This window comes from Achromobacter sp. SX5, from assembly GCF_056711425.1.
On the sequence record NZ_CM160041.1, the window covers coordinates 536,237 to 560,772 of the forward strand.

At 68.3% G+C, this 24,536-nt stretch carries 22 protein-coding genes; 10 read left to right on the forward strand and 12 right to left on the reverse strand.

Annotated features, from left to right (window positions below; genetic code table 11):
* The first annotated feature begins 75 nt into the window (after positions 1 to 75).
* Both AC1M14_RS02525 and AC1M14_RS02530 read left to right on the forward strand, forming a co-directional pair.
* On the forward strand, positions 76 to 1,011 hold the full coding sequence (locus AC1M14_RS02525; RefSeq protein ID WP_479730896.1) for a LysR substrate-binding domain-containing protein: 936 nt from the start codon (positions 76 to 78) through the stop codon (positions 1,009 to 1,011).
* Positions 1,011 to 1,556: a hypothetical protein gene (locus tag AC1M14_RS02530; RefSeq protein WP_479730897.1), complete on the forward strand. Its 546-nt coding sequence runs from the start codon at positions 1,011 to 1,013 to the stop codon at positions 1,554 to 1,556. The genes AC1M14_RS02525 and AC1M14_RS02530 overlap by 1 nt, the downstream gene beginning before the upstream one ends.
* A gap of 26 nt (positions 1,557 to 1,582) precedes the next feature.
* Here AC1M14_RS02530 and AC1M14_RS02535 read toward each other — a convergent pair whose 3' ends face one another.
* The 6 genes from AC1M14_RS02535 to AC1M14_RS02560 form a co-directional block, all read right to left on the reverse strand.
* Positions 1,583 to 1,969 carry a type II toxin-antitoxin system RelE/ParE family toxin gene (locus AC1M14_RS02535; protein ID WP_479730898.1) on the reverse strand — a complete coding sequence of 129 codons (387 nt, stop codon included), beginning with the start codon at positions 1,967 to 1,969 and terminating at the stop codon, positions 1,583 to 1,585.
* Positions 1,962 to 2,279, reverse strand: a complete 318-nt coding sequence (locus tag AC1M14_RS02540) for a type II toxin-antitoxin system Phd/YefM family antitoxin (RefSeq protein WP_479730899.1) — start codon at positions 2,277 to 2,279, stop codon at positions 1,962 to 1,964. The genes AC1M14_RS02535 and AC1M14_RS02540 overlap by 8 nt, the downstream gene beginning before the upstream one ends.
* Positions 2,280 to 2,429: 150 nt before the next feature.
* A complete protein-coding gene (locus AC1M14_RS02545; RefSeq protein ID WP_479730900.1) occupies positions 2,430 to 2,585 on the reverse strand; it encodes a helix-turn-helix domain-containing transcriptional regulator in 156 nt (51 codons plus the stop codon).
* Positions 2,586 to 2,769: 184 nt separating this feature from the next.
* Positions 2,770 to 4,248, reverse strand: a complete 1,479-nt coding sequence (locus tag AC1M14_RS02550; RefSeq protein ID WP_479730901.1) for an efflux transporter outer membrane subunit — start codon at positions 4,246 to 4,248, stop codon at positions 2,770 to 2,772.
* 21 nt (positions 4,249 to 4,269) lie between these two features.
* Positions 4,270 to 7,485, reverse strand: coding sequence for an efflux RND transporter permease subunit (locus tag AC1M14_RS02555; protein ID WP_102773359.1), 3,216 nt, complete (start codon positions 7,483 to 7,485; stop codon positions 4,270 to 4,272).
* A gap of 34 nt (positions 7,486 to 7,519) precedes the next feature.
* Entirely contained in the window at positions 7,520 to 8,719 is a 1,200-nt protein-coding gene (locus tag AC1M14_RS02560) for an efflux RND transporter periplasmic adaptor subunit (RefSeq protein ID WP_102773360.1), read from the reverse strand.
* A gap of 396 nt (positions 8,720 to 9,115) precedes the next feature.
* Here AC1M14_RS02560 and AC1M14_RS02565 point away from each other — a divergent pair, with 396 nt between their 5' ends.
* From AC1M14_RS02565 to AC1M14_RS02580, 4 genes are all read left to right on the forward strand, one after another.
* Positions 9,116 to 10,171 carry a LysR family transcriptional regulator gene (locus AC1M14_RS02565; protein WP_102773537.1) on the forward strand — a complete coding sequence of 352 codons (1,056 nt, stop codon included), beginning with the start codon at positions 9,116 to 9,118 and terminating at the stop codon, positions 10,169 to 10,171.
* A 150-nt stretch (positions 10,172 to 10,321) separates the two neighbouring features.
* Entirely contained in the window at positions 10,322 to 11,410 is a 1,089-nt protein-coding gene (locus tag AC1M14_RS02570; protein ID WP_209164671.1) for an AI-2E family transporter, read from the forward strand.
* Between the two features lie 94 nt (positions 11,411 to 11,504).
* Entirely contained in the window at positions 11,505 to 12,281 is a 777-nt protein-coding gene (locus AC1M14_RS02575; protein ID WP_479730902.1) for a phytanoyl-CoA dioxygenase family protein, read from the forward strand.
* Between the two features lie 125 nt (positions 12,282 to 12,406).
* Positions 12,407 to 13,234: an IclR family transcriptional regulator gene (locus tag AC1M14_RS02580; RefSeq protein WP_102773363.1), complete on the forward strand. Its 828-nt coding sequence runs from the start codon at positions 12,407 to 12,409 to the stop codon at positions 13,232 to 13,234.
* 89 nt (positions 13,235 to 13,323) lie between these two features.
* Here the strand turns inward: AC1M14_RS02580 and dapA are convergent, their stop codons facing one another.
* Genes dapA through AC1M14_RS02605 form a run of 5 tightly spaced genes read right to left on the reverse strand, consistent with a single transcriptional unit; the run spans position 13,324 to position 19,692 of the window.
* The gene (gene dapA / locus AC1M14_RS02585; RefSeq protein WP_479730903.1) at positions 13,324 to 14,232 is read right to left on the reverse strand and encodes a 4-hydroxy-tetrahydrodipicolinate synthase; all 909 of its coding nucleotides are present in this window, start codon (positions 14,230 to 14,232) and stop codon (positions 13,324 to 13,326) included.
* A gap of 33 nt (positions 14,233 to 14,265) precedes the next feature.
* Positions 14,266 to 16,041, reverse strand: a complete 1,776-nt coding sequence (locus AC1M14_RS02590; RefSeq protein WP_102773365.1) for an ABC transporter permease subunit — start codon at positions 16,039 to 16,041, stop codon at positions 14,266 to 14,268.
* 4 nt (positions 16,042 to 16,045) lie between these two features.
* Entirely contained in the window at positions 16,046 to 17,134 is a 1,089-nt protein-coding gene (locus AC1M14_RS02595; protein ID WP_479730904.1) for an ABC transporter ATP-binding protein, read from the reverse strand.
* Positions 17,135 to 17,154: 20 nt separating this feature from the next.
* Positions 17,155 to 18,237 carry an ABC transporter substrate-binding protein gene (locus AC1M14_RS02600; protein ID WP_102773367.1) on the reverse strand — a complete coding sequence of 361 codons (1,083 nt, stop codon included), beginning with the start codon at positions 18,235 to 18,237 and terminating at the stop codon, positions 17,155 to 17,157.
* 27 nt (positions 18,238 to 18,264) lie between these two features.
* Positions 18,265 to 19,692 (reverse strand): FAD-binding oxidoreductase, encoded by a 1,428-nt coding sequence (locus tag AC1M14_RS02605; RefSeq protein WP_479730905.1) that lies wholly within the window; start codon positions 19,690 to 19,692, stop codon positions 18,265 to 18,267.
* Between the two features lie 271 nt (positions 19,693 to 19,963).
* Here AC1M14_RS02605 and AC1M14_RS02610 point away from each other — a divergent pair, with 271 nt between their 5' ends.
* From AC1M14_RS02610 to AC1M14_RS02625, 4 genes are all read left to right on the forward strand, one after another.
* Positions 19,964 to 21,097, forward strand: a complete 1,134-nt coding sequence (locus tag AC1M14_RS02610) for an alpha-hydroxy acid oxidase (protein WP_479730906.1) — start codon at positions 19,964 to 19,966, stop codon at positions 21,095 to 21,097.
* Between the two features lie 32 nt (positions 21,098 to 21,129).
* Entirely contained in the window at positions 21,130 to 21,936 is an 807-nt protein-coding gene (gene proC, locus AC1M14_RS02615; RefSeq protein ID WP_479730907.1) for a pyrroline-5-carboxylate reductase, read from the forward strand.
* 85 nt (positions 21,937 to 22,021) lie between these two features.
* Positions 22,022 to 22,747, forward strand: a complete 726-nt coding sequence (locus AC1M14_RS02620; RefSeq protein ID WP_479730908.1) for a PadR family transcriptional regulator — start codon at positions 22,022 to 22,024, stop codon at positions 22,745 to 22,747.
* 23 nt (positions 22,748 to 22,770) lie between these two features.
* Positions 22,771 to 23,586: a siderophore-interacting protein gene (locus tag AC1M14_RS02625; protein WP_479730909.1), complete on the forward strand. Its 816-nt coding sequence runs from the start codon at positions 22,771 to 22,773 to the stop codon at positions 23,584 to 23,586.
* Between the two features lie 9 nt (positions 23,587 to 23,595).
* Here the strand turns inward: AC1M14_RS02625 and AC1M14_RS02630 are convergent, their stop codons facing one another.
* On the reverse strand, positions 23,596 to 24,474 hold the full coding sequence (locus AC1M14_RS02630) for a LysR family transcriptional regulator (RefSeq protein WP_102773373.1): 879 nt from the start codon (positions 24,472 to 24,474) through the stop codon (positions 23,596 to 23,598).
* Positions 24,475 to 24,536 lie beyond the last annotated feature (62 nt).

Genomic DNA, 24,536 nt, shown 5'->3' on the forward strand with positions numbered 1-24,536 from the left:
TATGTGTTTTGAAATGAATTTATCTTATTATCCATACAAAGAAGAATATACATACCGAGACAAACGAGGGCCTGTATGGACTGGACCCATCGATTGCGCCTGCGCAATCTGAAAATGCTGCTCAGCCTGGCCCAGACCCGCAACATCAGCCACTCGGCCGCGATGCTCAACACCACGCAGCCGGGCCTGTCCAAGTGGCTGAAGGATCTGGAAGACGACATCGGGCTGCCGCTGTTCGAACGCCACGCCCGCGGCCTGCGGCCGACGCCGCACGGCGACGTGCTGATCGCGCACGCGCAGCGGGTCGAGGCCCAGCTCGACCGCGCCAGCGCGGACATGGCGGCGCTGCGCGAAGGCGGCGGCGGCCGGGTGGTGATCGGCGCGTCCGGCGCATCGGCCTCGGACACCGTGCCGCTGGCGGTCCTGAAACTGCTGGAGCGTATGCCGCAGGCGCGCGTCAAACTGGTCGAGGGCACCACCGACCTGCTGCTGGGCCAGCTGGCGCAGGGCGACCTGGACATCGTGGTGGGCCGCTCCGCGCCCGAATACCACGACCCCGCCATCCGCTTCGAGGCCCTGTACCTGGAGCCCATCCACCTGGTGGCGCGGCCGCGCCATCCGCTGTTCTCGATCGAGCAGCCGTCCTGGCAGGACCTGCTTTCGTATCGCTGGATACTCTGGCCCAAGGGCACGCCGATCCGCAACGCCGTGGACGCGGCGCTGGCGGCGGCGGGGCAGGCGCCGCCGCCCGATCACGTGGAATCCAATTCGGTGACCGTCAACCTCACCCTCATCAACAACAGCGACATGATAGGCGTGGCCTCGCATCGCGCCGCGCTGCGGTTCACGCAGATGCGGGCCATGCGCGTCATTCCGGTGCGGCTGTCCGGCTTCGGCTCGGTGGCGATGTACTGGCGCGAGGACCAGTTCCGCCCGCTCGCGGTGCAGCAGGCCATGGCCGCGCTGCGCAATACCGTCGCGGAACACGCTTCGGGCGCGGCGAGGGTGTGATGGACCGCCCGGCCGCGGGCCTGAACGCGCTGATCGCGCAATGCCGCAGGCTGGAGGTTGCCTTGTCCGGACGCGAAGACCCGGCCGCCTCGGCCGCGATGCACCGCTTCGTCGAGGCCATGGACGCCTACCGCGCGCCGCCGGGCATGTGGTCGCCGCTGGCGCTGGCGGTGCTGGTGATGACCGGCGGGCTGGGCGTGGGGATCGGGCTGCTGGACCTGCTGCTGCATGGCGCAGGATCGGCGCTGGCGGCCTTCGCGCTGGTGCTGGTCTGTGCCTGTATGGCGCTGGCCCTGGCGATCGGCGTGGTCTCGTTCATGGGCGGCTACGCATACGGCCTGGTGCTGCTCAGGCGGCTGGCCCTGGGCCTGATCGTCGTCGGTCTGCTGGGCGTGATCGCCTGGATGCAGGGCGACATGCACGCGGTCGGCCCGGTGGTGGCGCTGCTGGGCGGACTGGGCGCGTGGCTGGTGCTGAACTGCAACGGCTTTTATGTGTTTGTCGGGTACCAGATGGCGCGGCGTTATCTGGAGCGGCGGCGGTAAGGGTAGTGCGGGAACGTGTCGGGCGGTCAGGTCGAGCTTGGCCACAGCCGGGCGAAATCGAAGGAAAGCTGGCGATGGTGACGAATGGACAGCAGGTACGCCGTGGCATCGGCCTCGACGCATGCGTAAAGCAGCAGGTAGTCGCCATGCAGGTATTCGCGTAGCGCATCTGCGGCGCCCATCGGTAAGGCAGCAAGTTGAGCCAGCGCTTCGGCGGACTGAGGTGGATTGTCCAAATAACGCCGACCGACGCGCGGAAATCGCGCAAGGTTTGGGATGACCGTGGTGCGAAGTTCGTTGAGCAAGTGATCGAATGCAAATGCGGCATCTGCATCGACCAGGAATGCTTCTATGCTTTCCAGCCGCTCCAGGAAGCTGGTGGTCAGTTCGACCCGGTAAGCCTTTTCAGCCACGCTTTTTAGCCGCTTTGCCGGTTTCGGCGCGGCGCTGCTGAAGGCGAGCTATGGCGGTGTCAGCTTCGTGCGTGCGTCCTGCCTCAATATCCGCCAAACCGCGCTTGGCATCTTCGATCATTAGCAGGTGGATACGCTCGCGCTCCAACCGGTGGTAGTAGTCCAGTCGGTTGGAGTCGATTAGCGCGACGTAGCTTTCGCCGTTCTTGGTGATGATTTTCTCGGCGCCCGCCTTGGCCTGCTCAGCCAACTCGGACAGATTGGCGCGGGCCTGGGTGAATGGCACCACATCGCGAGCAGAAAAGGCCATGATCCACCTCTTGAACAGTGTTTACAGAATTCTGTGCAGAATTTTACCTTGAGTCTTTCCTGTGAGAAACCCGTCCCGGCGCCGTTTGCGCGACCCGGACTGGGTTTCAAATGCCCTGCGGGCGCACGGCCATGTCGATTCCCAGCGCCTTCATGACGGCAAGCCTTTGGCGCGCGTGACCACACCCATGGCCTTGGCGATATAGCCAGCGTCGCCCGTTTCCAGGGCGTCGGTCATGAACTCCACGATGGCCTCGGGACTGGCGAGGTAGTCGGCGGGGTCGAATTCAGTGAATGTCTCAGTCATGCTGCGCTCTCCATGTCTGCAAAATCCGATGTTGCCTCAGCCGGGCAGTGTTTGGCGGTCATATTTAGCCGGGTCACAGCCAGGCGATGACGAATCGGTCGGATAAAGGTGCTTGCTAAAAAAGACCTGGATCGTCTTGCCAAAAAGGGATTGCTGGTTTTCGACCCGGACCGACCGCTCGCGCCTACTTCGCCGCCACCTGCTCGGGCGGCACGGGGTTGTCCCAGCCGCCGCCGATGGCGCGGATCAGGCCTACCGCCGAGCGCGCCTGTTCGCCGCTGAGCTGCACCGCCACGCGCTGTTGCAGCAGCACGCTGCGGTCGGCTTCGATCACGTCGAGGTAGCTGATGGAGCCTTCGCGGTACTGGGTGTGCGAGAGCCGGGCGGCGCGCGCGGCGGATTCGACGGCGGCGTCCTGGGCGCGGGTCTGGTCGGCCAGGATGCGCAGGTTGGCCAGGTTGTCTTCCACTTCGCGGAAGGCGTTGAGCACGGTCTGGCGATAGCTGGCGACGTCTTCCTCGTAGACGGCGCGGGCGCGGTCCAGGCCGGCCTGGCGGCGTCCGCCGTCGAAGATCGGCATGGACAGCGCGGCGCCGACCAGCGGGCCGAGCAGGAAGGTGCGGCTGGACCACTGGAAGAGGTTGCCCAGTTCCGAGGACTCATAGCCGAAGGCGCCGGTGATGTCCAGGCGCGGGAAGAACGCCGACTTGGCCGCGCCGACGCGGGCGTTGGCGGCCGCCATCGCGCGTTCGGCGGCGGCGATGTCGGGGCGCCGCTCAAGCAGGGCCGACGGCAGGCCGGCCGGGATGGACAGCGCCACTTTCTGGATCGGCTGCGGCGGCATGGTGAATTCCGACGGCGTGCGGCCCAGCAGCACCGCCAGCGCATGCTCGGACGCGGCGCGGCGGCGTTCGATGCCGAGCGCTTCCGATTGCGCGCTGGCCAGTTCGGTCTTGGCGCGGGCCAGGTCCAGTTCGCTGATGTCGCCGGCGTCGTAGCGGCGCTGGATCAGTTGCAGCGTGTCCATGCGCAGCTTGACGGTCTGGCGGTAGAGCTGCGATTCGGCGTCCTGTTCGCGCACCAGGAAGTAGGTGGTGGCGACGTCGGCCTGCAGCGCCAGCAGCACCGAGCGGTACAGCGCTTCGCTTTGCTGGGCGTCGGCGCTGGCGGCGTCGTAGGTCGAGGCCACGCGGCCGAACAGGTCGGCCTCGTAAGAGACCATGCCCTGGGCGCGCCAGGTGGTCACCGGACTGGTGTCGGCGCCGTCGGGCAGGCCTTGCGAGACGGCCGAGGGGCGCTGGCGGTTGGGGCCGAAGGCGGCGTCCAGCGTGGGGAAAAAGCCCGAGCGGGCTTCGCGCTGCAGCGCGCGCGCCTGGGTCAGGCGCGCGGCGGCGGCCTGCAGGTTCTGGTTGGCGCGCTGGGCTTCTTCTTCCAGCTGGTTCAGGCCTTCGTCGTTGAATACCTTCCACCAGGCGCCGCGCAGCGCCTCTTCCGAGGGCTCGGCGGGTTTCCAGGTGCCGGCCTCGGAGGCGGGCAGGGCGGCTTCCTTGTAGGCCGCGGGCACGGCGGCCGAGGGCCGCTCGTAGGTCGGGCCCACCGCGCAGCCGGCCAGCGCGAGCAGGAGGGCAAGCAGGGCGGAACCGCGGGTCAGTCTTTGGATCATGATGGCTAATCTCTTGAGAACTCAGGCGTGGGGCTGCGGAGCCGGCGGCGCTTGCGGGTCCAGGTGCGGCACGCAGACGGGGGCCTCGTGCGGCGCGGCCGAGTGCAGCGGCTTGCCGCCCAGCGTGCGCAGCAGCACGTAGAACACCGGCGTCAGGAACAGGCCGAACAGCGTCACGCCCAGCATGCCGAAGAACACCGCGACGCCCATGGCGTGGCGCATTTCCGAGCCGGCGCCGGAGGACAGCACCAGCGGCACCACGCCCATGATGAACGCGATGGAGGTCATCAGGATGGGGCGCAGGCGCAGCCGGCTGGCCTCGATGGCGGCTTCCAGCGGACCGCGGCCGTTCATCTCCAGTTCGCGCGCGAATTCCACGATCAGGATCGCGTTCTTGGCCGACAGCCCCACCAGCACCATCAGGCCGATCTGCGTGAAGATGTTGTTGTCGTTGCCGGTCAGGTAGACGCCGGTCAGCGCGGCCAGGATGCTCATGGGCACGATCAGGATCACGGCCAGCGGCAGCGTCAGGCTTTCGTACAGCGCGGCCAGCACCAGGAACACCAGCAGCACGCTGATCGGGAACACCCACAGGCCGGCGTTGCCCGCCAGGATCTGCTGGTAGGTCAGGTCGGTCCATTCCATCTTCATGCCGCGCGGCAGGGTCTCGGCGGCCACGCGCTCGGCCGCGGCCTGCGCCTGGTCGGACGAGTAGCCGGGCGCCGGGCCGCCGTTGATGTCGGCGGCGGTGTAGCCGTTGTAGCGCACCACCATTTCGGGGCCGAAGGTCTGCTTGACCGTGACCAGCGACGAGAGCGGCACCATGTCGCCGGCGTTGTTGCGGGTCTTGAGCTGCAGGATGTCGTCGGCGTGCGCGCGGAACGGCGCGTCGGCCTGCGCGCGCACCTGGAACACGCGCCCGAAGCGGTTGAAGTCGTTGACGTACATCGAGCCCAGGTAGATCTGCATGGTGTCGAACACTTCGGTCACGGGCACGCCCAGCTGCTTGGCCTTGACGCGGTCCAGGTCCACGTCGAGCTGCGGCACGTTGATCTCGTAGCTGGAGAAGGCCGGGCCGAGCTCGGGCGTCTGGCGCGCCTTGGCCAGGAAGGCGGCCTTGGCGCGGTCCAATTCGGCGTAGCCGGCGGCGCCGCGGTCCTCGATCTGGAACTTGAAGCCGCCCAGCGTGCCCAGGCCCATCACCGGCGGCGGCGGGAACACCGCGATGAAGGAATCCTGGATGGCCGCGAACTTCTGGTTCAGCGAGGCCGCGATCGCGTCGCCCGACAGCGCGGCGCTCTTGCGCTCGTTGAAGGGCTTGAGCATCACGAACACGATGCCGGCGCTGGAGCTGTTGGTGAAGCCGTTGATCGACAGGCCGGGAAAGGCGATCGCGCTCTGCACGCCGGGCTCTTTCAGGGCGATGTCGCTCATGCGCCGGATCACCGCGTCGGTGCGGTCCAGCGAGGCGCCGTTGGGCAGCTGCGTGAAGCCGATCAGGTACTGCTTGTCCTGCGCGGGCACGAAGCCGCCCGGCACCAGGTACGAGACGCCGATGGTGGCGGCCACCAGCACGGCGTACACGCCCATCGCGCCGGCCTTGCGCCGAATCACGCCGGCCACGCCGGTGCCGTAGGATTCGGAGGCGCGGCCGAACATGCGGTTGAACCAGTCGAAGAAGCGGCCGAACACGCGGTTCATGCCGCGGGTCAGCCAGTCGGGCTTCTCGTGGTGGCCCTTGAGCAGGATGGCCGACAGCGCCGGCGACAGCGTCAGCGAGTTGAAGGCCGAGATCACCGTCGAGATGGCGATGGTCATGGCGAACTGCTTGTAGAACTGCCCGGTCAGGCCGGTCATGAAGGCCAGCGGCACGAACACCGCGCACAGCGTCAGCGCGATGGCGATGATGGGCCCGCTGACTTCGCGCATGGCGCGGTAGGTCGCCTCGCGCGGCGTGAGCCCGGCCGCGATGTTGCGCTCCACGTTCTCGACCACCACGATGGCGTCGTCGACCACGATGCCGATGGCCAGCACCATGCCGAACAGCGACAGCGCGTTGATCGAGTAGCCGAAGATCAGCAGCAGCGCGAAGGTGCCGACGATGGAGACCGGCACGGCCAGCAGCGGGATGATGGAGGCGCGCCAGGTCTGCAGGAACAGGATCACCACCAGCACCACCAGCGCGATGGCTTCGAGCAGGGTGTGCACCACCGCCTCGATGCTGGCGCTGACGAACTGGGTGGGGTCGTATTCGATGCGGTATTCCACGCCCGGCGGGAAGTCCTGGGCCAGCTCGGCCATGGCCGCGCGCACCTTGGTGGAGACGTCCAGCGCGTTGGCGCCGGGCGACTGCATGATGCCCATGCCGACGGCCTGCTTGTTGTCCAGCAGCGAGCGCAGGCCGTATTCCTGGGCGTCCAGCTCCACGCGGGCGACGTCGGACAGGTAGGTCACGGCGCCGTCCGGCGAGGTCTTCAGGATGATGTCGCGGAATTCGTCCTCGGTCTGCAGGCGGCCGCGCGCATTGACGTTGAGCTGCAGCGGCACGTCGCCCAGCGTGGGCGAGGCGCCGATCACGCCGGCGGCGACCTGCACGTTCTGTTCGCGGATGGCGGCCACCACCTCGCCGGCGGTCATGCCGCGCTGGGCCACCTTCTGCGGGTCCAGCCAGACGCGCATGGAGTAATTGCCCGAGCCCCACACCGTCACTTCGCCCACGCCCGAGATGCGGGCCAGGCGGTCCTTGACGTTCAGGATCGCGTAGTTGCGCAGATAGGTGATGTCATAGCGGTCGTTGGGCGAGATCAGGTGCACCACCAGCGTCAGCGTGGGCGAGCTCTTGGCCGTGGTGACGCCCAGGCGCTGCACGTCCGGCGGCAGGCGCGGCAGCGCCTGCGACACGCGGTTCTGCACCAGTTGCTGGGCCTTGTCGGGATCGACGCCCAGCTTGAAGTTGACCGTCAGCGTCAGGTTGCCGTCGCTGTTGGCCTGCGACTGCATGTACAGCATGTCCTCGACGCCGTTGATGGATTCCTCCAGCGGCGAGGCGACGGTCTCGGCGATGACCTTGGGGTTGGCGCCGGGGTACTGCGCGCGCACCACGACCGACGGCGGCACCACTTCCGGATACTCGGAGATGGGCAGCTGGAACATGGCCAGCAGGCCCGCCAGCAGCACCAGGACGGACAGCACGCCGGCGAAGATCGGCCGGTCGATGAAGAATTTCGAGATATTCATGGACGTTCTCGTTGCGCCTGATGGTTCGGGCCGCTTACTGGCGGGCGGCCGAGGCGGTGGCGACCGGCTTGCGCTGGGCCACGTTCATGGGGACGACGGTGGGGGTGACGGCGTCGCCCGGGCGGATGCGCTGCAGGCCGTTGACGACGATGCGCTCGCCGGCGGCCAAGCCGGAATCGACCACGCGCAGGCCGTCCTGGTTGGCGCCCAGCCTGACCTGGCGGTAGACGGCGTGGTTCTTGTCGTCGAGCACCAGCACGTAGCGCTTGTCCTGGTCGGTGCCGATGGCGCGTTCGTCGATCAGCACGGCCTCGCGCGGTTCGCTGCCGCCCAGGCGCACGCGGGCGTACAGCCCCGGCAGCAGCGAGCCGTCGGCGTTGTCGAACTCGGCGCGCACGCGGATGGTGCCGGAGGTGGCGTCCAGGCGGTTGTCCACCGAATGCACCACGCCGCTGCGCGAATAGCCTTCCTCGTTGGCCAGGCCCAGCTCCACGGGCACGGCGCCGCCGCCGCCGCCGTTGCGCACCGGATTCACGTAGCGCAGGAAGGTCTGCTCGTCCACGTCGAAGGAGGCGTACATCTTGGACACCGACACCAGCGTGGTCAGCGGCACCGAGGCGGCGCCGGCCGCCACCACGTTGCCCACCGTCACTTCGGCGCGCGACACGCGCCCGTCGACCGGCGCCTCGATGCGGGTGTAGCCCAGGTTCAGCCTGGCGTAGTCCAAAGCCGCCTGCGCGCCCTGCAGATTGGCCGCGGCTTCGCGCGCGGCGTTCTGCTTTTCCTCGAAGTCGCGGCGGGCGATGGCGTTGTCGGCCAGCAGCCGCTGGCCGCGCGCCAGTTCGCTGGCCGTGTAGGAGACGCGGGCCTTGGCGGCGGTCAGGGCGGCGGCGGCGCGGTTGACTTCGGCCTCGTAGGGGCGCGGGTCGATCGTGAACAGCACGTCGCCCTTCTTGACGATGCTGCCGTCCTGGAAGTGCACGGCGGTCAGCGTGCCGGACACCAGCGGGCGGATGTCGACGCGGTCGATGGCTTCGAGCCGGCCGGAATAGCGCTGCCAGTCCACGATGGTCTTGTTGACGACCTCGGCCACCTCCACCGGCGTGGCCGTGGGAGCGGCCTGGGCCTGGGCGGCGTTGGCCCCGGCGGGAGCGCGGAACAGGGCATAACCGCCGCCGGCCGCGATGACGGCTGCGAAAACGGCGAGCACAGCAATACGATGACGCGAAAGCATGGTGTTTCCTCAAGTGGTATCGGGGCGGAGTGCCTGCCGGGCGCCTGCGGAACGGGAGGCGGCTTGCGGCGTTCCCTGGGCAATGCCGCCCCTCGGGAGCCGGTATCTATGCTGCGGTGCAGCATGAGACGCTGTCGCGTCTTCCAGGCAGTGGCGCCCGGGGAAAGGCGGTCATTGCGATGGCCGGAAACTGAGGAGCGACATGCCCTTACGGGGTGCCGGGCGGGGGAGCCGGGCGGCAAGGGCACTTCAAGATGGTTTGCATTCTGAGTGTTTTGCGACAGCGGATAAACCCGTATGTTTCGGCAACACTAGTCGGCATAAACGACTAATCGGCGGCGAAATCGGGTTATGCTGCACGCACCCCCTTTTGTCTATCCCAAGGACACCGCCGCCATGGATCGCTTTCAGGCTATGCAGGTGTTTGTGCGCGTCGTGGACGCCAACAGCTTCACCCGGGCGGCCGACAGCCTCTCGCTCCCGCGCACCACCGTCACCACCATCATCCAGAACCTCGAACGCCTGCTGGGCGTGCGCCTGCTCAACCGCACCACGCGCCGTATCGGCCTGACGCCGGACGGCGCCGGTTATTACCAGCATTGCGTGCGCATCCTGGCCGACGTGGAAGAAACCGAGGCCTGTTTCCAGGAAGCGGCGCTGCGCCTGAAGGGCCGGCTGCGCATCGACGTGCCCACGGCCATCGGGCGGCTCATCCTGATTCCCGCATTGTGCGATTTCCACGACAAGTACCCCGACGTGGAGCTGGTGCTGGGCCTGAGCGACCGTCCGGTCGACATGGTGCAGGAGGCCGTGGACTGCGTGATCCGCGGCGGCGAGCTGGAAGACTCCAGCCTGGTGGCGCGCCGCATCGGTTCGCTGCAGACCGTCACCTGCGCCGCGCCCGCCTACGTGGCGCGCCACGGCCTGCCGCAGACCATCGAAGCCCTGCGCGACCACCAGGCGGTGCACTACTTCTCCAGCCGCACCGGACGCAACTGCGCCTGGGACTTCAACGTGGACGGCAAGCACCAGGAAGTCGACATGAAGGGCGTGGTGGCCGTGAACGAATCCGGCGCCTACCTGGATTGCGGGCTCAAGGGCTTCGGCCTGATCCAGGTGCCGCGCTTCATGGCGCTGCCGCACCTGCAGGCGGGCGAACTGATCGAGGTGCTGCCCCAATGGAAACCCAGCGCCACGGCGATTTCGGTGCTGTATCCGCAAAGCCGCCAGCTCTCGCCCAAGGTGCGCGCGTTTTCCGACTGGGTGGCGGAACTGTTCGCCGGCTGCCCGCTGCTGAGCGGCCGCGACGAAAACGATCCCGCCGCCGCCCACTGCGGCATCTATGCGCGCGGCCAGGCCTCGCAGGCCATCGCCGCTATGGGCGCGCCCCTGCCGGCCACGCCGGCGCGCCGGCGCAGCGCGCGCGAGGAAGCGGCGGAATACGCCCTGTAAACGCGGGCGCGGGGCGGCGCCGCAGGCCGGTTCCGCCCCGGTATGCACGGGTAACCCCGTAGTAAATACAGGTCTTGTGTCCCTCGTATCACACGAAACGTCTGTATAGTCCGACAGTCTGAGCCTTACAACTTACTGTCGATCCGCTCCATGCAGCCCGTACTTCCCGCCTACCTGATCGCCCGTTGGCTTTTGCTGCTCGTGTTGTTGGCGGGGGTGTATTTCCTTAGCGGCTTCCTGGTGCCGGCGCTGGCGGCGCTGATCATAGGCCTGGCCAGCTGGCCGCTGTACCAGCGGCTGGTGGCGCGCTGCGGCGGACGCACCACGCTGGCCGCCTCGCTGGCGCTGCTGATGGTGGTGGTGGTGCTGATCGTGCCGATGTCGCTGGCGCTGTCCTACGCCATCAAGGAAGCCAGCGCCTTCTTCGCCTGGGCCATCGCGGCCAACCGGCATGGCGTGGCGGTGCCCGCCTGGATCACTTCGATGCCGGTGGTGGGCGAACGCCTGGGCCAGTACTGGACGACCTATATCGGCGAGCCCCACGCGCTGGGCGCGCTGGTCGAGGCCGTCAGCGGCGAGCACCTGGGCAATATCTACCGCATGATCCTGGCGGCCACGGGCAACGTGTTCCAGCTGCTGCTGACCGTGCTGTTCATGCTGATCACGCTGTTCTTCGTCTACAAGGACGGCACCCGCATGGTGGCGCAGCTCGACGTGCTGGGCGAGCGCATCCTGCCGGCGCGCTGGCTGCGCTTTTCGCGCGTGGTGCCGGCCACCATCAACTCCACCGTCACCGGCATGGGCCTGATCGCGCTGGGCGAGGGCGTGGTGCTGGGCATCGCCTACTGGATCGCGGGCGTGCCCTCGCCGGTGCTGCTGGGCGTGGTCACCGGGTTCATGGCCCTGATTCCGGGCGGCGCGCCGCTGTCGTTCACGCTGGTGTCGCTGTACCTGGTCGGCTCGGGCCACGTGGTGGCGGGCATCGCGCTGATGGTGTGGGGCAGCGTGGAACTCTTCATCGTCGACAAGACCCTGCGTCCGCGCCTGGTGGGCGGGCCGGTCAAGCTGCCGTTCCTGCCGACCTTCTTCGGCCTGGTGGGGGGCGTGAAGACCATGGGCATCGTCGGCCTGTTCGTCGGCCCGGTGCTGATGGCCCTGCTGGTGGCCGTATGGCGCGAATGGGTGCACCATGAGGTGCAGGAGCGCGACGCGGCCCGGGTGAATCCGCCGGCGGCCTAGGACGCGGTTTTGGTAATCTAGCCGTCCCCGCGCATGCCGGCGCCTGTCCGGTACGCAGACGCCTTGCGGCTCGTGATGCGGGTTGAGGATCGACATGTCTGGATTACTGATTGATGATCAGATCGCCGTCCTGCGCGAGCAGGGCTTCGTGGTGCTGCGCGGGTTCGCCAGCCCCGAACAGGTGGCGGCGCTGCGCGCCGTGGCCGAACGCCATTTGCGCGACCACGTCGCGCCCATCGAATACGAGGCCGACCTGCGCTATCCGGGCGCGCCCGAATCGCGCGCCGCCGAGGGCGGGCTGACCGTCAGGCGGCTGCTGGGCGCCTACGCGCGCGATCCGCTGTTCGCGCGCTGGGCCACCGATCCGCGCATCGGACGATGGCTGGGGCGCTATTTCGGCGAAACGCCGGTGCTGTCCACCGTGCACCACAATTGCGTGATGACCAAGCATCCGGCCTATGGCAGCCTGACGGGCTGGCACCAGGACATCCGCTACTGGTCGTTCTCGGACACCGACCTGGTGTCCTGCTGGCTGGCGCTGGGGCCGGAAACCCGCGAGAACGGCGGGCTTTCCTTCATTCCCGGATCGCACGCGGCTTCGTATGCGCCGGAGCAGTTCGACGCCCAGAAATTCTTCCGCGACGACGAGCCGCGCAACGCCGAGTGGATCGCGCGCGCGGTCTGTCCGGCGCTGCAGGCCGGCGACGTGGTGTTCTTCCATTGCCGCACGCTGCACGCCGCCCAGGGCAACCGCAGCGAGCAAGTGAAGCTGTCGGTGGTGCACACCTACCATCCGCAGTCCTGTCATCCGGTGGCCGGCACCCGTTCGGCGTCGCAGCCGGGCGTGCCCTTGGAGGACCCGGCCGGATAGGGAAACTGATTGGAATCTGCTATTAATAATTGAATTACAATTAATATTAGCGCACTGCGCATGGCCCGATCGGCCGTGCGTGATTTCTCGCGCCGCATCCCTAGAACTCGAATAGGCTGTTTCCTGTGCGCAATCAACCCCCTGCCGATACGGAAAAAACGCGGGCGGCGACCGAGACCCGGTCGTCGCTCTTCGTGGGCTCCACCGAAAAGGCCTTCCAGGTCCTGCATGCGTTCGACGGTCCGAAGCGCCATATGACGCTGGCCGACATCGCCCGCGCGTCGGGCCTGGACCGCAGCGCGACGCAGCGCCTGGTCTATACGCTGGAGACGCTGGGCTATCTGCGCCGGATTCCCGACACGCGCAATTACGGGCTGACGCCGAAGGTGCTGCAGTTTTCGTACAACTATGTGCGCGCCAACGAACTGATCGACAAGGCCTCGCCGTATCTGCTGGACATCAGCCGCACGCTGGGCGAGACCACCAATCTGCAGGAGCTCGACGGGCACGAGATCGTGTTCGTGGCGCGGTTTCCGGGGCACCACCTGGTGAATGTGGATATCGCGGTGGGGAGCCGGCTGCCGGCCTATTTCACGGCGTCGGGGACGGCGATCCTGTCACGGCTGTCGGAAGAGCAGCGGCGGGAGATCCTGGCGCAGACCAGGCTGGAGCCGATTACGCCTTATACCGAGGTGGACCCGGAGAAGCTGCTGGAGCGGGTGCGGCGCGTGGCCGAGAAGGGGTACGCGATCATCGTGAACGAGACGGTGCTGGGGGATATTTCGGTGGCGGCGCCGGTGATCGATCATCGGGGGTTGGCGGTGGCTGCGATCAATATTGCCGTGCCTACGACTCGGTGGACGGTTGCACGGGTGGAGGCCGAGTTGGCGCCTCATGTGCAGGTGGCGGCGACTTCTATTTCCAAGTCCAAGTTTTCGGCTTATTCGAGGTAGGTTTTTCTTCGCAGGTCGCCCATGGCTGCCGCGCGGGCGGCTGTCATGGGCATCCGTGGTGGGTTGGTTTGGGCGGGAGGCGTAAGGGATTAGGCGCTGATGCCCTCGAATTCCTTCAGCAGCGGAATCAGTTCCTTGCGCAGCGCGGCCTGCAGGCCGTCGGCGGGGGGGACCAGGGGGGCCAGGACTTCGGGGGCGTTTACGCCGATCAGGTCCATGACCGACTTCATGGGGCCGGGGTTGGTTTCGGCGAAGGCCAGGTTCATCAGGGGGATCAGGCGGCGGTGCAGTGCCATCGATTCGCGGGTGTGGCCCTGGGAGGCGAGTTCGTAGACCTTGCGCCAGGCGGTGGGCAGCAGGCTGGCGGTGACGACGATGCCGCCTTTTGCGCCGGCGGCCAGGTGGACGGGGAGCAGGGTGTCTTCGCCGCTGAAGACGGCGAAGGAGTCGTCCACGCCGGCCACGGTGCGCAGGAAGTGGTACATGTCGGTGTTGCAGGCCTTCATGCCGATGATGTTCTCGTGGCGTGAAAGTTCGTGCAGCACTTCGGGGGCGATGGCGATGCGGGTGCGGTAGGGGATCTCGTAGATCATCACCGGCAGCGGCGAGGCGTCGGCGTAGCGCAGGAAGTACTCGCGGATGCCGGCCTGGGTGGGGGTGGTGTAGTAGGGAGTCAGCACCATCAGCGCGTCGGCGCCGGCGTCGGCGAATTCCTGGCCGGCCTGCAGCGCGTCGTGAAAGCCCGGGTCCAGCACGCCGGGGATCACCGGAATCCGGCCTTGCACGGCGTCCACGGTCAGCTTGCACATGCGGATGCGTTCGGCGCGGGCCAGCGCGCCGTATTCGCCGGTGCCGCCCAGCGGCACGATGCCGTCTATGCCCTGCTTGAGCAGGTAGGCGATCAGGGCCTGCGCGGCGGCGGCGTTGATGGTGTCGTCGGCGTTGACGGGGGTGGGGATGGCGGGGAAGACTCCGCGCAGTCGGGTTGCGTTCAGCATGAAACCTATCCAGTTAGGTGAAACGGGCGCGGATCAGTTGGCCAGGCTGCGGCGGCGCAGCCGGTCGGCCAGCCAGATCAGCACGGCAATGAAGATGAAAAGGCAGGTCGAGACCGCGGCGATCACGGGCGAGATCTGCAGGGTCACTTCGTCCCAGAACTGTTTGGGCAGCGTGGCGTTCAGGCCGCCAGACGCGAACAGGGCGATGGTCAGTTCGTCGAACGAGGTGGCGAAGGCGAACAGGAACGACGACATCAGGCCCGCGCCCAGGATCGGGAAGGTGACGAAGCGCAGCGTGGCCCAGGGGCTGGCTCCCAGGCTTTGCGCCGCCAGGTCCAGCCGCGTGTCGTAGTTGCGCAGCACGGCCATCATGGTGATCACCACGTAGGGCACGGCGACGACGGTGTGCGCCAGGATCAGGCCGACGGCCGACCCCACCAGACCGACGCGGGCGAAGAAATAGAACATGCCCACGGCGATGATCATGCGCGGCACCACGATGGGCGACAGCACGAAGGCCAGCATGGCCGACTTGCCGCGCATGTTGGCGCGCACCAGCAGGAACGCGGCCGGGGTGCCGATCAGCATGGCCAGCAGGCCGGTGCCCACGCCGACGATGAGCGAACGGGTGATCGCCTGCATCCACACGGGCGAGGTGAACATCTGTTCGTACCATTGCAGCGAGAAGCCCTTGGGCGGCCAGGTCAGGCCCGAGCCGGCATCGAACGACAGCGGGATCATCAGGAAGGCCGGCGCCGACAGGAAGGCCAGCACCAGCAGCACGATCCACCATAGCGTGCGCGACTGGCCGGTGCCCGACACCGAGCGCCGCAGGCGTCCGGGCAGGAGGCCGAACAGGCGGTCCGAGACGTCGGCCAGCAGCGTCAGCGCCGCGTCGCCGGCGCGCCGGCCCAGGCCCGCCCGGCCCGAGGCGCGCACGCGGGTCGAGGCGGCGCCGGTCATGGTCGACAGGCCCAGCACCTTGTCGTAGATGGCGAACACCACCAGCACCACCACCAGCAGCAGCACCGACACCGCGCCGGCGAATTCCCAGTTCATGGTCTGCTGGACCTGGTCGATGATGATCTGGGTGATCATCGTTTCCTTGCGCCCGCCCAGCAGGGCCGGCGTGATGAAGAAGCCGATGGCGGTCACGAACACCATGATGGCGGCGGCGGCCACGCCGGGCATGGACAAGGGGAAGTAGATCTTCCAGAACGCCGTGCCGGGACGCGCGCCCAGCGTGGAAGCGGCGCGCGGCAGGTTGCGGTCGATGTTTTCCATGACGGACAGCATCGTCAGCACCGCCAGCGGCATCAGCGCGTGCACCATGCCCACCAGCACGCTGCCGAAGTTGTAGAGCAGGTTGGCCGGCGCATCCAGGATGCCCAGCGCCTGCAGCAGCTGGTTGACCACGCCGTTGCGTCCCAGCAGCACCACCCAGGCGAAGGTGCGCACCAGGAAGCTGGTCCAGAAGGACAGCAGCACCCAGAACAGCAGCGAGGTCTTGCGCCGCGCCGACAGGCTGGAGATCAGGTAGGCCACGGGGTAGCCCGCGACCACCGAGAAGAACGTAGTCCACAGCGAGATCTTCAGCGTGATCAGCAGCACGTTCACGTACACGGACGAGTCGAAGAGCCGCTGGTACTGCGTCAGCGAAAAGCCCTGGTCGCCGTAGACGCTCAACAGCAGCAGCTGGCCCACCGGGTAGATGAGCAGCACCAGCAGCAGCACGACCAGCGGCGCCGCCATCAGGAAGTGGCGGCGGCCCTGGCCCATGCGCTTGCGGGGAGTGGCGAGGGTCGTCATGGGCTTACTCCGGGATGGCGACGGCGTCGGCGGCCTGCCAGCTGACCGACAACGGCTGGCCGATGGCGTACTGCTCGGCCTGCCGCTGCGTCGGATGGGCGGCGACGATGGGCGCCGCGTCGGCCACGCCCGTGTCCAGGTAGAGCTTGGTCAGGCTGCCGGTGACCATGACGTCCAGCAGCTTGCCGTCCAGGGCCGGGCCCTGGTCGCCGGCCGCGCTCACGCGCAGGTTCTGCGGGCGCAGCATCACGGTGACCTTCTGGCCGGCGCGCAGCGGCGCGCCATTGGACAGCGCGGGGCCGGTCACGCCTTGGTGTTCCAGCCTGACCGAGACGGTGTCGCCATCCGCCGATTCGACCACGCCCCGCAGCAGATTGGATTCGCCCAGGAAGTCGGCCACGAACAGGGTGCGCGGGCGGAAGTACAGGTCGGCCGGCGTGCCCAGCTGTTCGATCGCGCCGCCGTTCATCAGGCAGATGCGGTCGGACATGGTCATCGCCTCTTCCTGGTCGTGCGTCACGTAGACGATGGTCGTGCCCAGTTCGCGGTGGATGCGCTTGATCTCCAGCTGCATCTGGTCGCGCAGCTTCTTGTCCAGCGCGCCCAGCGGTTCGTCCATCAGGATGATGGCGGGGCGGTAGACCATGCAGCGCGCCAGCGCGATGCGCTGCTGCTGGCCGCCGGACAGTTCGCGCGGCAGGCGCGCCGCGACGTGCGGCAGGCGCACCATCTCCAGCGCCTCCATCGCGCGGCGGCGCGCTTCGGCCGCCGGCACTTTGCGCATCTTCAGCGGGAACGCGATGTTCTCTTCGATGCTCATGTGCGGGAACAGCGCGTAGTTCTGGAACACCATGCCGATGTCGCGTTCGTACGGCGCGCCGTAGGTCACGTCGACGCCGTCGATCAGCACCTGGCCCTCGTCGGGCTGGGCCAGGCCCGCGATCAGGCTCAGCAGGGTGGTCTTGCCGGAGCCGGACGGCCCCAGCAGCGTCAGGAATTCGCCGCGTGCGACGTCCAGGTGGGTGGGGGCCAGGGCGACGAAGTCGCCATAGCGTTTGCCCAGGCCCGAGATTTGCAGATTGGAGGAGGACATGATGTTCGACGAGGTAGGGATTACTTCAGGACCCAGCCGTTGAAGCGCTCGATGACGTCGCGCTGCTTCTCCAGCCAGTAGGCGGCGTTGATGTGCAGGCCCGTCTTGATGTTGTCGGGGTGGGTCGGGCAATTGCGCGCCACCTCGGGCTTGATGTGGTCGAAGGCGGCGGGCTGCGTGACGCCGGCCGCGAAATACTCGACCAGCGCGGCCTGGCGCTTGGGGTCCGAGGCGAACTTGATGAATTCGCGGCAGGCGTCGGCGTTGGGCGTGCCCTTGAGGATCGACCAGTTGTCGCAACCCCAGATGTTCTGGTCCCACACGATCTCCACCGGCGCGCCGTTGGCGATGGCCGATTGCGCGCGCGACACCCAGGTGGCGATCATGTCGACCTCGCCGGAGCCCAGCATCTGCTCGACCTGGGCGCCGGTGTTCCACCACACCTCCACCGCCGGCTTGATCTTGTCCAGGCTGGCCAGGGCGCGGTCGATGTCGCAGGGGTAGACCTTGTCGGTCGGCACGCCGTCGGCCATCAGCGCTTCCTCGATGGTGTCGAACGGATGCTTGCGCAGGCCGCGGCGGCCCGGGATGTTCTTCACGTCCCAGAAGTCGGCCCACGACGCCGGCGCACGGCGGCCCTGGAACGCATCCTTGCGGTAGGCCAGCACGGTGGAATAGACGTTGTTGCCGACGCCATACGGCGACATGTACTGCTTGGGAATGCTGGCCACCACCGGGTCGGATTCCAGGCCGTGCTTTTCCAGGTAGACCTTGCCGCCTTCGGTCAGCATCAGGATGGCGGGCTGGCTGATCTTGGCCATGTCCCAGGTGTAGTTGCCGGTCTCCACCATGCTGCGGATCTGGGCGGTGGGCTCGGCGTTGGCCTGCACGCCCACCACCTGGATGCCGGTGGCCTCGGTGAACGGGCGGTAGAACACGGCGCCGTAGGCCTTGCTGTAGATGCCGCCGTCGTCGCGCACGACGATGCGCTTGGAGGCCGCGCGCGACGGCGTCCAGATCATGGGCATGGCCAGGGCGGCGGCGCCGGCGGCCACGGTCTTGAGCGCGTTGCGGCGCGAGGCGTTATGGGAGATCGGTTTCATGGAAGGCTCCTACGGATTGAGAACGGCTCAAGGCAGCAAGCGGCCGGGGTTGAAAAGCTGGGCGGGATCGAAAGCCTGTTTCATCGCGCGCATCATCGCCAGCTCCACCGGCGACTTGTAGTGCGCCATTTCGGCGAGCGAGCTGCGGCCCACGCCGTGTTCGGCGCTGAAGGTGCCGCCCAGCGCCGCGGCCACGTCGTTGACCGCGCGCCGGACGGCGGCGGCCATCGCGTCGCGGTCGGGCAGCGCGTTCCAGGCATCGAAGGTGAAAAACGGAATGAAGTGCACGTTGCCGTCGCCCAGGTGCGCCACGATCAGCACCGGCAGTCCCGGCGCCAGTTCGCGCACGGCCCGGGTGGCTTCGTCGATGAAGCGCGGCACGGCGGATACGGGCACGGCGGTGTCGGTGGTCAGGCCCACGCCGGCCTTCTTGTTGCCTTCCGACACGCTGTGGCGCACTTCCCAGAGGGCGGCGCGCTGCGCGCCGTTGGCGGCCAGCACGGCGTCGTGCAACAGGCCCTGGGACGCGGCCTGCTCCAGGATCTGTTGCAGCAGTTCCTGCAATCCGGCGTCGTCGCCGGTGTCGGACAGTTCCACCAGCACGTGCCAGGGATGGGCGCCGGGCAGCGGATTCTTGCGGCCCGGCACGTGCGCCATCACCACGTCCAGCTGGTTGCTGTCGATCATTTCGAAGGCCGACAGGCGCGAGCCGCAGGCCCGCTGGAACAGGCCCAGGATGTCCAGCGCGGCCTGCGGGCTGTCCGGCGCCAGCCAGGCCACGGCGTGCGCGCTGGGCAGGGGATGCAGCTTCAGCACGGCGGCGGTGACGATGCCCATCGTGCCTTCGGCGCCGATGAACAGGTGCTTGAGGTCATAGCCCGTGTTGTTCTTGCGCAGCGCGGTCAGGCCGTCCCAGATGGAGCCGTCGGGCAGCACCACTTCCAGCCCCAGGATGTTGTCGCGCGTGTTGCCGTAGCGCAGCACGCCGGTGCCGCCCGCGTTGGTGGCGATGGTGCCGCCGATCTGGCACGAGCCTTCCGCGCCCAGGCTGATCGGGTACAGCCGGCCTTGCGCGGCCGCCGCTTCCTGCACTGCGGCCAGCACGCAGCCGGCCTCGACTTCCATGGAATTGTTGGCCGCGTCCACGCGGCGCACGCGGCGCATGCGCGCCAGGTTCACGATCACGGGCGGGCGGCCTCTGGCGGCGGGCACGGCGCCGCCGCACAGGCTGGTGTTGCCGCCCTGGGGCAGCACCGGCGCGCCGTGCGCGTGGCACAGGCGCACCACCTCGGACACCTGCTGCGTGTTGCCGGGCAGCGCCACGCACAGCGCCGGGCCCTTGTAGCGGCCGCGCCAGTCTTCGGTGTAGCCGGCCATGTCGGCTTCGCTGTGGAGGATGGCGTCCGCGCCCAGGGCCTGGGTCAGCGCGTCTAGCAGGGTGTTGCCGTTGGTCATGTCTGTGGTCCCGATGGGCGCTGGAGTCCCAGCGCGTTCGGGCACAGCATACGATTACTTAAATTGCTTTTCGATTTAAGTAATCGAATTGCAATTGATTTTAGGGTATGTCCTAGGCTAGCGCGTCGCTCGCCCAGGCCCGTGCGCCGGGCGTAACCGCGGATTAGTGGCGATCCGGATTGCGGCGCTCAAAATGATCGAAATACAATTATATTATTCTGTATTCGATTTATTTTAAACACCGCCAGGCCATGGAAAACAAGGAACTGCAATGCTGCCGTGCGTGATGGACTACCGGCGCCACGCGCAAAAACGCCTGCCCCGGCTGGCGTTCGATTACCTCGAAGGCGGGGCGGAGGACGGCCTGACGATGGCGCGCAACGCATCGGCCTACGCCGCGCTGGAATTCCGCCCGGACGTGCTGGTCGACGTCTCCGAATGCCGGCTGGAAACGCCGCTGCTGGGCGCCACCGCCGCCATGCCGGCCGCCGTCGGCCCCACCGGCCTGAACGGGCTGTTCTGGCCCGACGCCGACGTCCACCTGGCGCGCGCCGCGCACCGGGCCGGCCTGCCTTTCGTGCTGTCGACCGCGTCCACTTCCCTGCTGGAAGACGTGCGCGCGGCGACCTCCGGCGAGCTCTGGCTGCAGCTCTACGTGCAGCGCGACCGCCGCATCGCCGAGCACCTGATGGACCGCGCCTGGCAGAACGGCTATACCGTGCTGTTCCTGACCGTGGATGTGCCGGTCCACGGCAACCGCGACCACGACAAGCGCAACGGATTCAAGCTGCCGCTGCGGCCGTCGCCGCGCCTGCTGCTGGACCTGGCCGCGCATCCGGGCTGGTGCTGGCGCATGCTGCGCCACGGCGGCCCGCAGTTGAAGAACCTGGCCGTCAGCTCCAACGCGCGCGAGAACATCACCGAACAGGCCTCGGCGCTCAGCCGCCAGATGGACCTGGCGCTGAGCTGGGACGACGTCGCCTGGCTGCGCCGCGTCTGGCGCGGGCGCATCGTCATCAAGGGCATCCAGGGGCTGGCCGACGCGCGCCGCGCCCGGGCGCGCGGCGTCGACGGCATCGTCCTGTCCAACCACGGCGGCCGCCAGCTCGAAAGCGCGCCATGCCCGCTGGAAATCCTGCCGGAGGTGGCGGCCGAACTGGGACGCTCGCTGGAAATCATGGTCGACGGCGGCGTGCGCCGCGGCAGCGATATCGCCAAGGCGGTGGCGCTGGGCGCGCGCGCCGTGCTGCTGGGCCGCGCGCCGCTGTACGGCCTGGCGGGCCGTGGGCCGGCCGGCGCGCACGAGGTGCTGGCGATTCTGCGCACCGAACTCGAAAACACCCTCAGGCTGCTGGGCCGCAGCCGCATCGACGCCCTGAACGCGGGCGCGGTGCGGCGGCGCTGAGCTCCACGCCTGCAACCTTCATCGGAACATCCATGCGCGAAAAAATCGTTTTCATCGGCGGCGGCAACATGGCCTCGGCCATCATCGACGGCCTGCTCGGCCAGGGCAGGGCGTTGGAAGACTTCCTGGTGGTGGAGCCCTACGCGCCCACGCGCGAGGCCCTGGCCGCGCGCGGCCTGGCCTGCGTGGAGCTGCCCGGTCCCGGCCTGGGCGACGCCGCGCTGTGCGTGCTGGCCACCAAGCCGCAGGTGCTGCGCGAGGCCTGCGCGCAGGTCCGGCGTCATCTGTCGGCCGAGGCCGTCGTGGTCAGCATCGCGGCCGGCGTCGAACTGGCCGCGCTGTCGGACTGGCTGGGCGGCCATGCTCGCATCGTGCGCGCCATGCCGAACACGCCGGCCAAGGTGGGCCTGGGCATGACGGGTCTGTACGCCACGCCGGCCTGCGGGCCGCGCGAACGCGCGCTGGCCGACGCCCTGTTCGCGGCGGTGGGCGAACGCATCTGGACCGCCAGCGAAGCCATGATCGACGCCGTCACCGCGGTGACCGGCAGCGGGCCGGGCTACGTCTTCCATTTCATGGCCGCGCTGGAGCAGGGCGCGGTCGAACTGGGTTTCGCGCCCGCCGAAGCGCGCCGGCTGGCGGTATCGGCGTTTCGCGGCGCGGCCGCGCTGGCCGCCGCCGAAGACACCGCCTTGTCCGAGCTGCAGGACCGCGTCACCTCCAAGGGCGGCACCACCCACGCGGCCCTGTCGCACATGCGCGAAGCCGGCGTGGCCGAGGCGATCGCCCGGGCCGTGCATTGCGCCCGGCAACGTGCGCGGGAACTGGCCGCGGGATAGGGCGTCCGCGCCCCGGGCTTGACGGAAGGCCTATCGGAATTATATCGTACGATATATATCGTAAGATACGTTCCGAGGAGGTCCCATGCGTCAACCCCAATTCCTGACCGCGTTCCCGCGCGGCCCGCGCCGCGCGCGGAACAAGCCTCACGAGGCCGTGCGGCCGCAAGACCACGACGGCCGCCACGCCCATCACCAGCGCCATGCCGGCGCGGGCAGCGACTGGTTCTCCGGCCCGCCCGGCGGGCGCGGCGAGCCGGACGGCCTGGGCGGCGACGGCGGCGGCTGGAACCGCAGCCGCAAGGTCTCGGGCGACGACCTGCAGCTGATGCTGCTGGGCCTGCTGGAACAGAACCCCAGCCACGGCTATGAACTCATCAAGGCGCTGGGCGCGCTCAGCAACGGCTTCTACACGCCCAGCCCCGGCATGGTCTATCCGGCGTTGACCTATCTGGAAGAGCTGGGCTACGCCACGGTCGAGCAGGCCGGCGCCAAGAAGCGCTACCACCTGGCGCCGGCGGGGCGCGAGCGCCTGGACGCCAACCGCGAGCGCCTGTCGCTCATGTTCAACAAGTTCAAGCACGTGGCGCGCAAGATGGACTGGATGCGCCAGGCCTGGAGCGGCCAGCCGCGCAGTACCGGCCCGGAGGGCGAGGACGCCGCCACCGGCTGGCTGCCGGAATTCGTCGAGGCCCGCCAGGCGCTCAAGCGCGCGCTGCTCGAACGCACCGACGCCGCGCCCAAGGAACAGCGGCGCATCGCGGCCATCCTGGCGCGCGCCACGGCGGAAATCACGGGCTCCTGTTCCTGATTCCGTACCTTCCTGGAGTATCCATGACCCGCACCGACCTCAATGTCGAACGCGTCCGCCACGAACTGAAGGCGCGCGTGCTGACCGTGGCGCACGTCGAGCGCATCGCCGGCCTGCTGGCCCGCGTCACCTTCACCGGCGACGACCTGCACGACTTCGTCTCCGCCTCGTTCGACGACCACGTGAAGCTTTTCTTTTCGCCCGACCCTTCGCTGCCGCCGGTCCTGCCCAGCTTCGGCCCGGACGGCATCACGTTCCCCGAAGGTGCGCCCCGGCCAGCCGCGCGCGACTACACCCCGCGCCGTTATGACGCGGCGCGCAGGGAACTCGTGATCGACTTCGTGCTGCACGGCGACGGCCCCGCCTCGACCTGGGCCGAGCAGGCCGCGCCCGGCCAGCGGCTGGGCATAGCCGGGCCGCGCGGTTCCTTCGTGGTGCCCACGGGCTTTGACTGGCACCTGCTGATCGGCGACGAAACCGCCTTGCCCGCCATCGCGCGCCGCCTGGAAGAGCTGCCCGAGACCGCGCAGGCGCTGGCCCTGATCGAAGTGCCGCATGCCGCCAACGAGATCGCGCTGGCCAGCCCCGCGCGCGCGACGGTCCGCTGGCTGCACCGCGACGGCGCGGCGTCCGGCGACGGCGCGGCGCTGCTGGACGCGGCGCGCGAACTGCGCCTGCCGCCGGGCGAAGGCTATGTGTGGATCGCGGCCGAGTCCGCCGTGGCCAGGGCGCTGCGCGAAATCATGGTGGCGGGCCATGGCGTGGACAAGCGCCGCATCCGCGCCGCCAGCTACTGGAAGCGCGGCGCGGCCGCCGTGCACGAGTCGCACGAAGACTGAACGGCGGCCTCAGGCCGCGGCCAGCGCCAGCAGGTTGCGCACGCGCGCGCCCGCGCCGGGCTGGCGCACCGCCAGGCCCAGCACCGCGCGCGGCCAGTCCAGCGCGAACGGACGGTACACCACGCCGTCGGGGCGCAGATGGCGCAGCGAATCCGGCACGATCGCCACGCCCATGCCCGCCGCCACTAGGTTCACCGCCGAAGACAGCTGCGGCGCGCGCTGGCCGATGCTGGGGTTGAGCCCCTGCTGCCGGCAGGCCGCCATGATGTCCGCGCTCAGTCCGTAACCTGACTTGCGCGAATACAGAATGAAGCGCTCGCGCGCCAGGTCGGCGGGCGCCAGTTGCGCCGCGCCGGCCAGGCGATGGCCCAGCGGCAGCGCCACCACCAGCGGCTCCTGCGCCAGCTGCGTGAAGGCCAGCCCGCCGTCCAGCGCGAAGGGCGGCCGCACGAAGGCCGCGTCTATCGCGCCGCTGCGCAGCTGCGCCACCAGCGTTTCGCTATCGCCTTGCGACAGCGTCATCTCCACTTCCGGATAGCGCTGGCGGTATTGCCGGATCAGCCCGGTCACCACGCCGTTGAACGAAGCCGATTCCGTGAACCCCAACGTCAGCTCGCCGACCTCGCCGCGCGCCGCCCGCTGCGCGGTCAGCACGGCCGCCTGGGCGCGCTGCAGGATGTCCTGCGCGCAGGCCAGGAAGGCGCGGCCCGCGTCGTTCAGCGCCACGCCCCGGCCGTTGCGGTCGAACAGCGGCGTGCCGACTTCCTGCTCCAGCTGGCGGATCTGCTGCGACAGCGGCGGCTGCGCCATGCCCAGTTGTTCGGCGGCGCGGGTGAAGTGTTCGGCCTCGGCGGTGGCGACGAAATAACGCAGGTGGCGCAGTTCCATATCGGTATCTAGAAAGTATTAATTATCAATTTTCCATATATTGGACATTCTAGTGTCGCGGA

Coding starts and splice junctions, on each gene's coding strand:
- AC1M14_RS02525 (WP_479730896.1), top strand. CDS start 76: ATGGACTGGACCCATCGATTGCGCCTGCGCAATCTGAAAATGCTGCTC.
- AC1M14_RS02530 (WP_479730897.1), top strand. CDS start 1,011: ATGGACCGCCCGGCCGCGGGCCTGAACGCGCTGATCGCGCAATGCCGC.
- AC1M14_RS02540 (WP_479730899.1), bottom strand. CDS start 2,279: ATGGCCTTTTCTGCTCGCGATGTGGTGCCATTCACCCAGGCCCGCGCC.
- AC1M14_RS02545 (WP_479730900.1), bottom strand. CDS start 2,585: ATGACTGAGACATTCACTGAATTCGACCCCGCCGACTACCTCGCCAGT.
- AC1M14_RS02550 (WP_479730901.1), bottom strand. CDS start 4,248: ATGATCCAAAGACTGACCCGCGGTTCCGCCCTGCTTGCCCTCCTGCTC.
- AC1M14_RS02555 (WP_102773359.1), bottom strand. CDS start 7,485: ATGAATATCTCGAAATTCTTCATCGACCGGCCGATCTTCGCCGGCGTG.
- AC1M14_RS02560 (WP_102773360.1), bottom strand. CDS start 8,719: ATGCTTTCGCGTCATCGTATTGCTGTGCTCGCCGTTTTCGCAGCCGTC.
- AC1M14_RS02565 (WP_102773537.1), top strand. CDS start 9,116: ATGGATCGCTTTCAGGCTATGCAGGTGTTTGTGCGCGTCGTGGACGCC.
- AC1M14_RS02570 (WP_209164671.1), top strand. CDS start 10,322: ATGCAGCCCGTACTTCCCGCCTACCTGATCGCCCGTTGGCTTTTGCTG.
- AC1M14_RS02575 (WP_479730902.1), top strand. CDS start 11,505: ATGTCTGGATTACTGATTGATGATCAGATCGCCGTCCTGCGCGAGCAG.
- dapA (WP_479730903.1), bottom strand. CDS start 14,232: ATGCTGAACGCAACCCGACTGCGCGGAGTCTTCCCCGCCATCCCCACC.
- AC1M14_RS02590 (WP_102773365.1), bottom strand. CDS start 16,041: ATGACGACCCTCGCCACTCCCCGCAAGCGCATGGGCCAGGGCCGCCGC.
- AC1M14_RS02595 (WP_479730904.1), bottom strand. CDS start 17,134: ATGTCCTCCTCCAATCTGCAAATCTCGGGCCTGGGCAAACGCTATGGC.
- AC1M14_RS02600 (WP_102773367.1), bottom strand. CDS start 18,237: ATGAAACCGATCTCCCATAACGCCTCGCGCCGCAACGCGCTCAAGACC.
- AC1M14_RS02605 (WP_479730905.1), bottom strand. CDS start 19,692: ATGACCAACGGCAACACCCTGCTAGACGCGCTGACCCAGGCCCTGGGC.
- AC1M14_RS02610 (WP_479730906.1), top strand. CDS start 19,964: ATGCTGCCGTGCGTGATGGACTACCGGCGCCACGCGCAAAAACGCCTG.
- proC (WP_479730907.1), top strand. CDS start 21,130: ATGCGCGAAAAAATCGTTTTCATCGGCGGCGGCAACATGGCCTCGGCC.
- AC1M14_RS02620 (WP_479730908.1), top strand. CDS start 22,022: ATGCGTCAACCCCAATTCCTGACCGCGTTCCCGCGCGGCCCGCGCCGC.
- AC1M14_RS02625 (WP_479730909.1), top strand. CDS start 22,771: ATGACCCGCACCGACCTCAATGTCGAACGCGTCCGCCACGAACTGAAG.
- AC1M14_RS02630 (WP_102773373.1), bottom strand. CDS start 24,474: ATGGAACTGCGCCACCTGCGTTATTTCGTCGCCACCGCCGAGGCCGAA.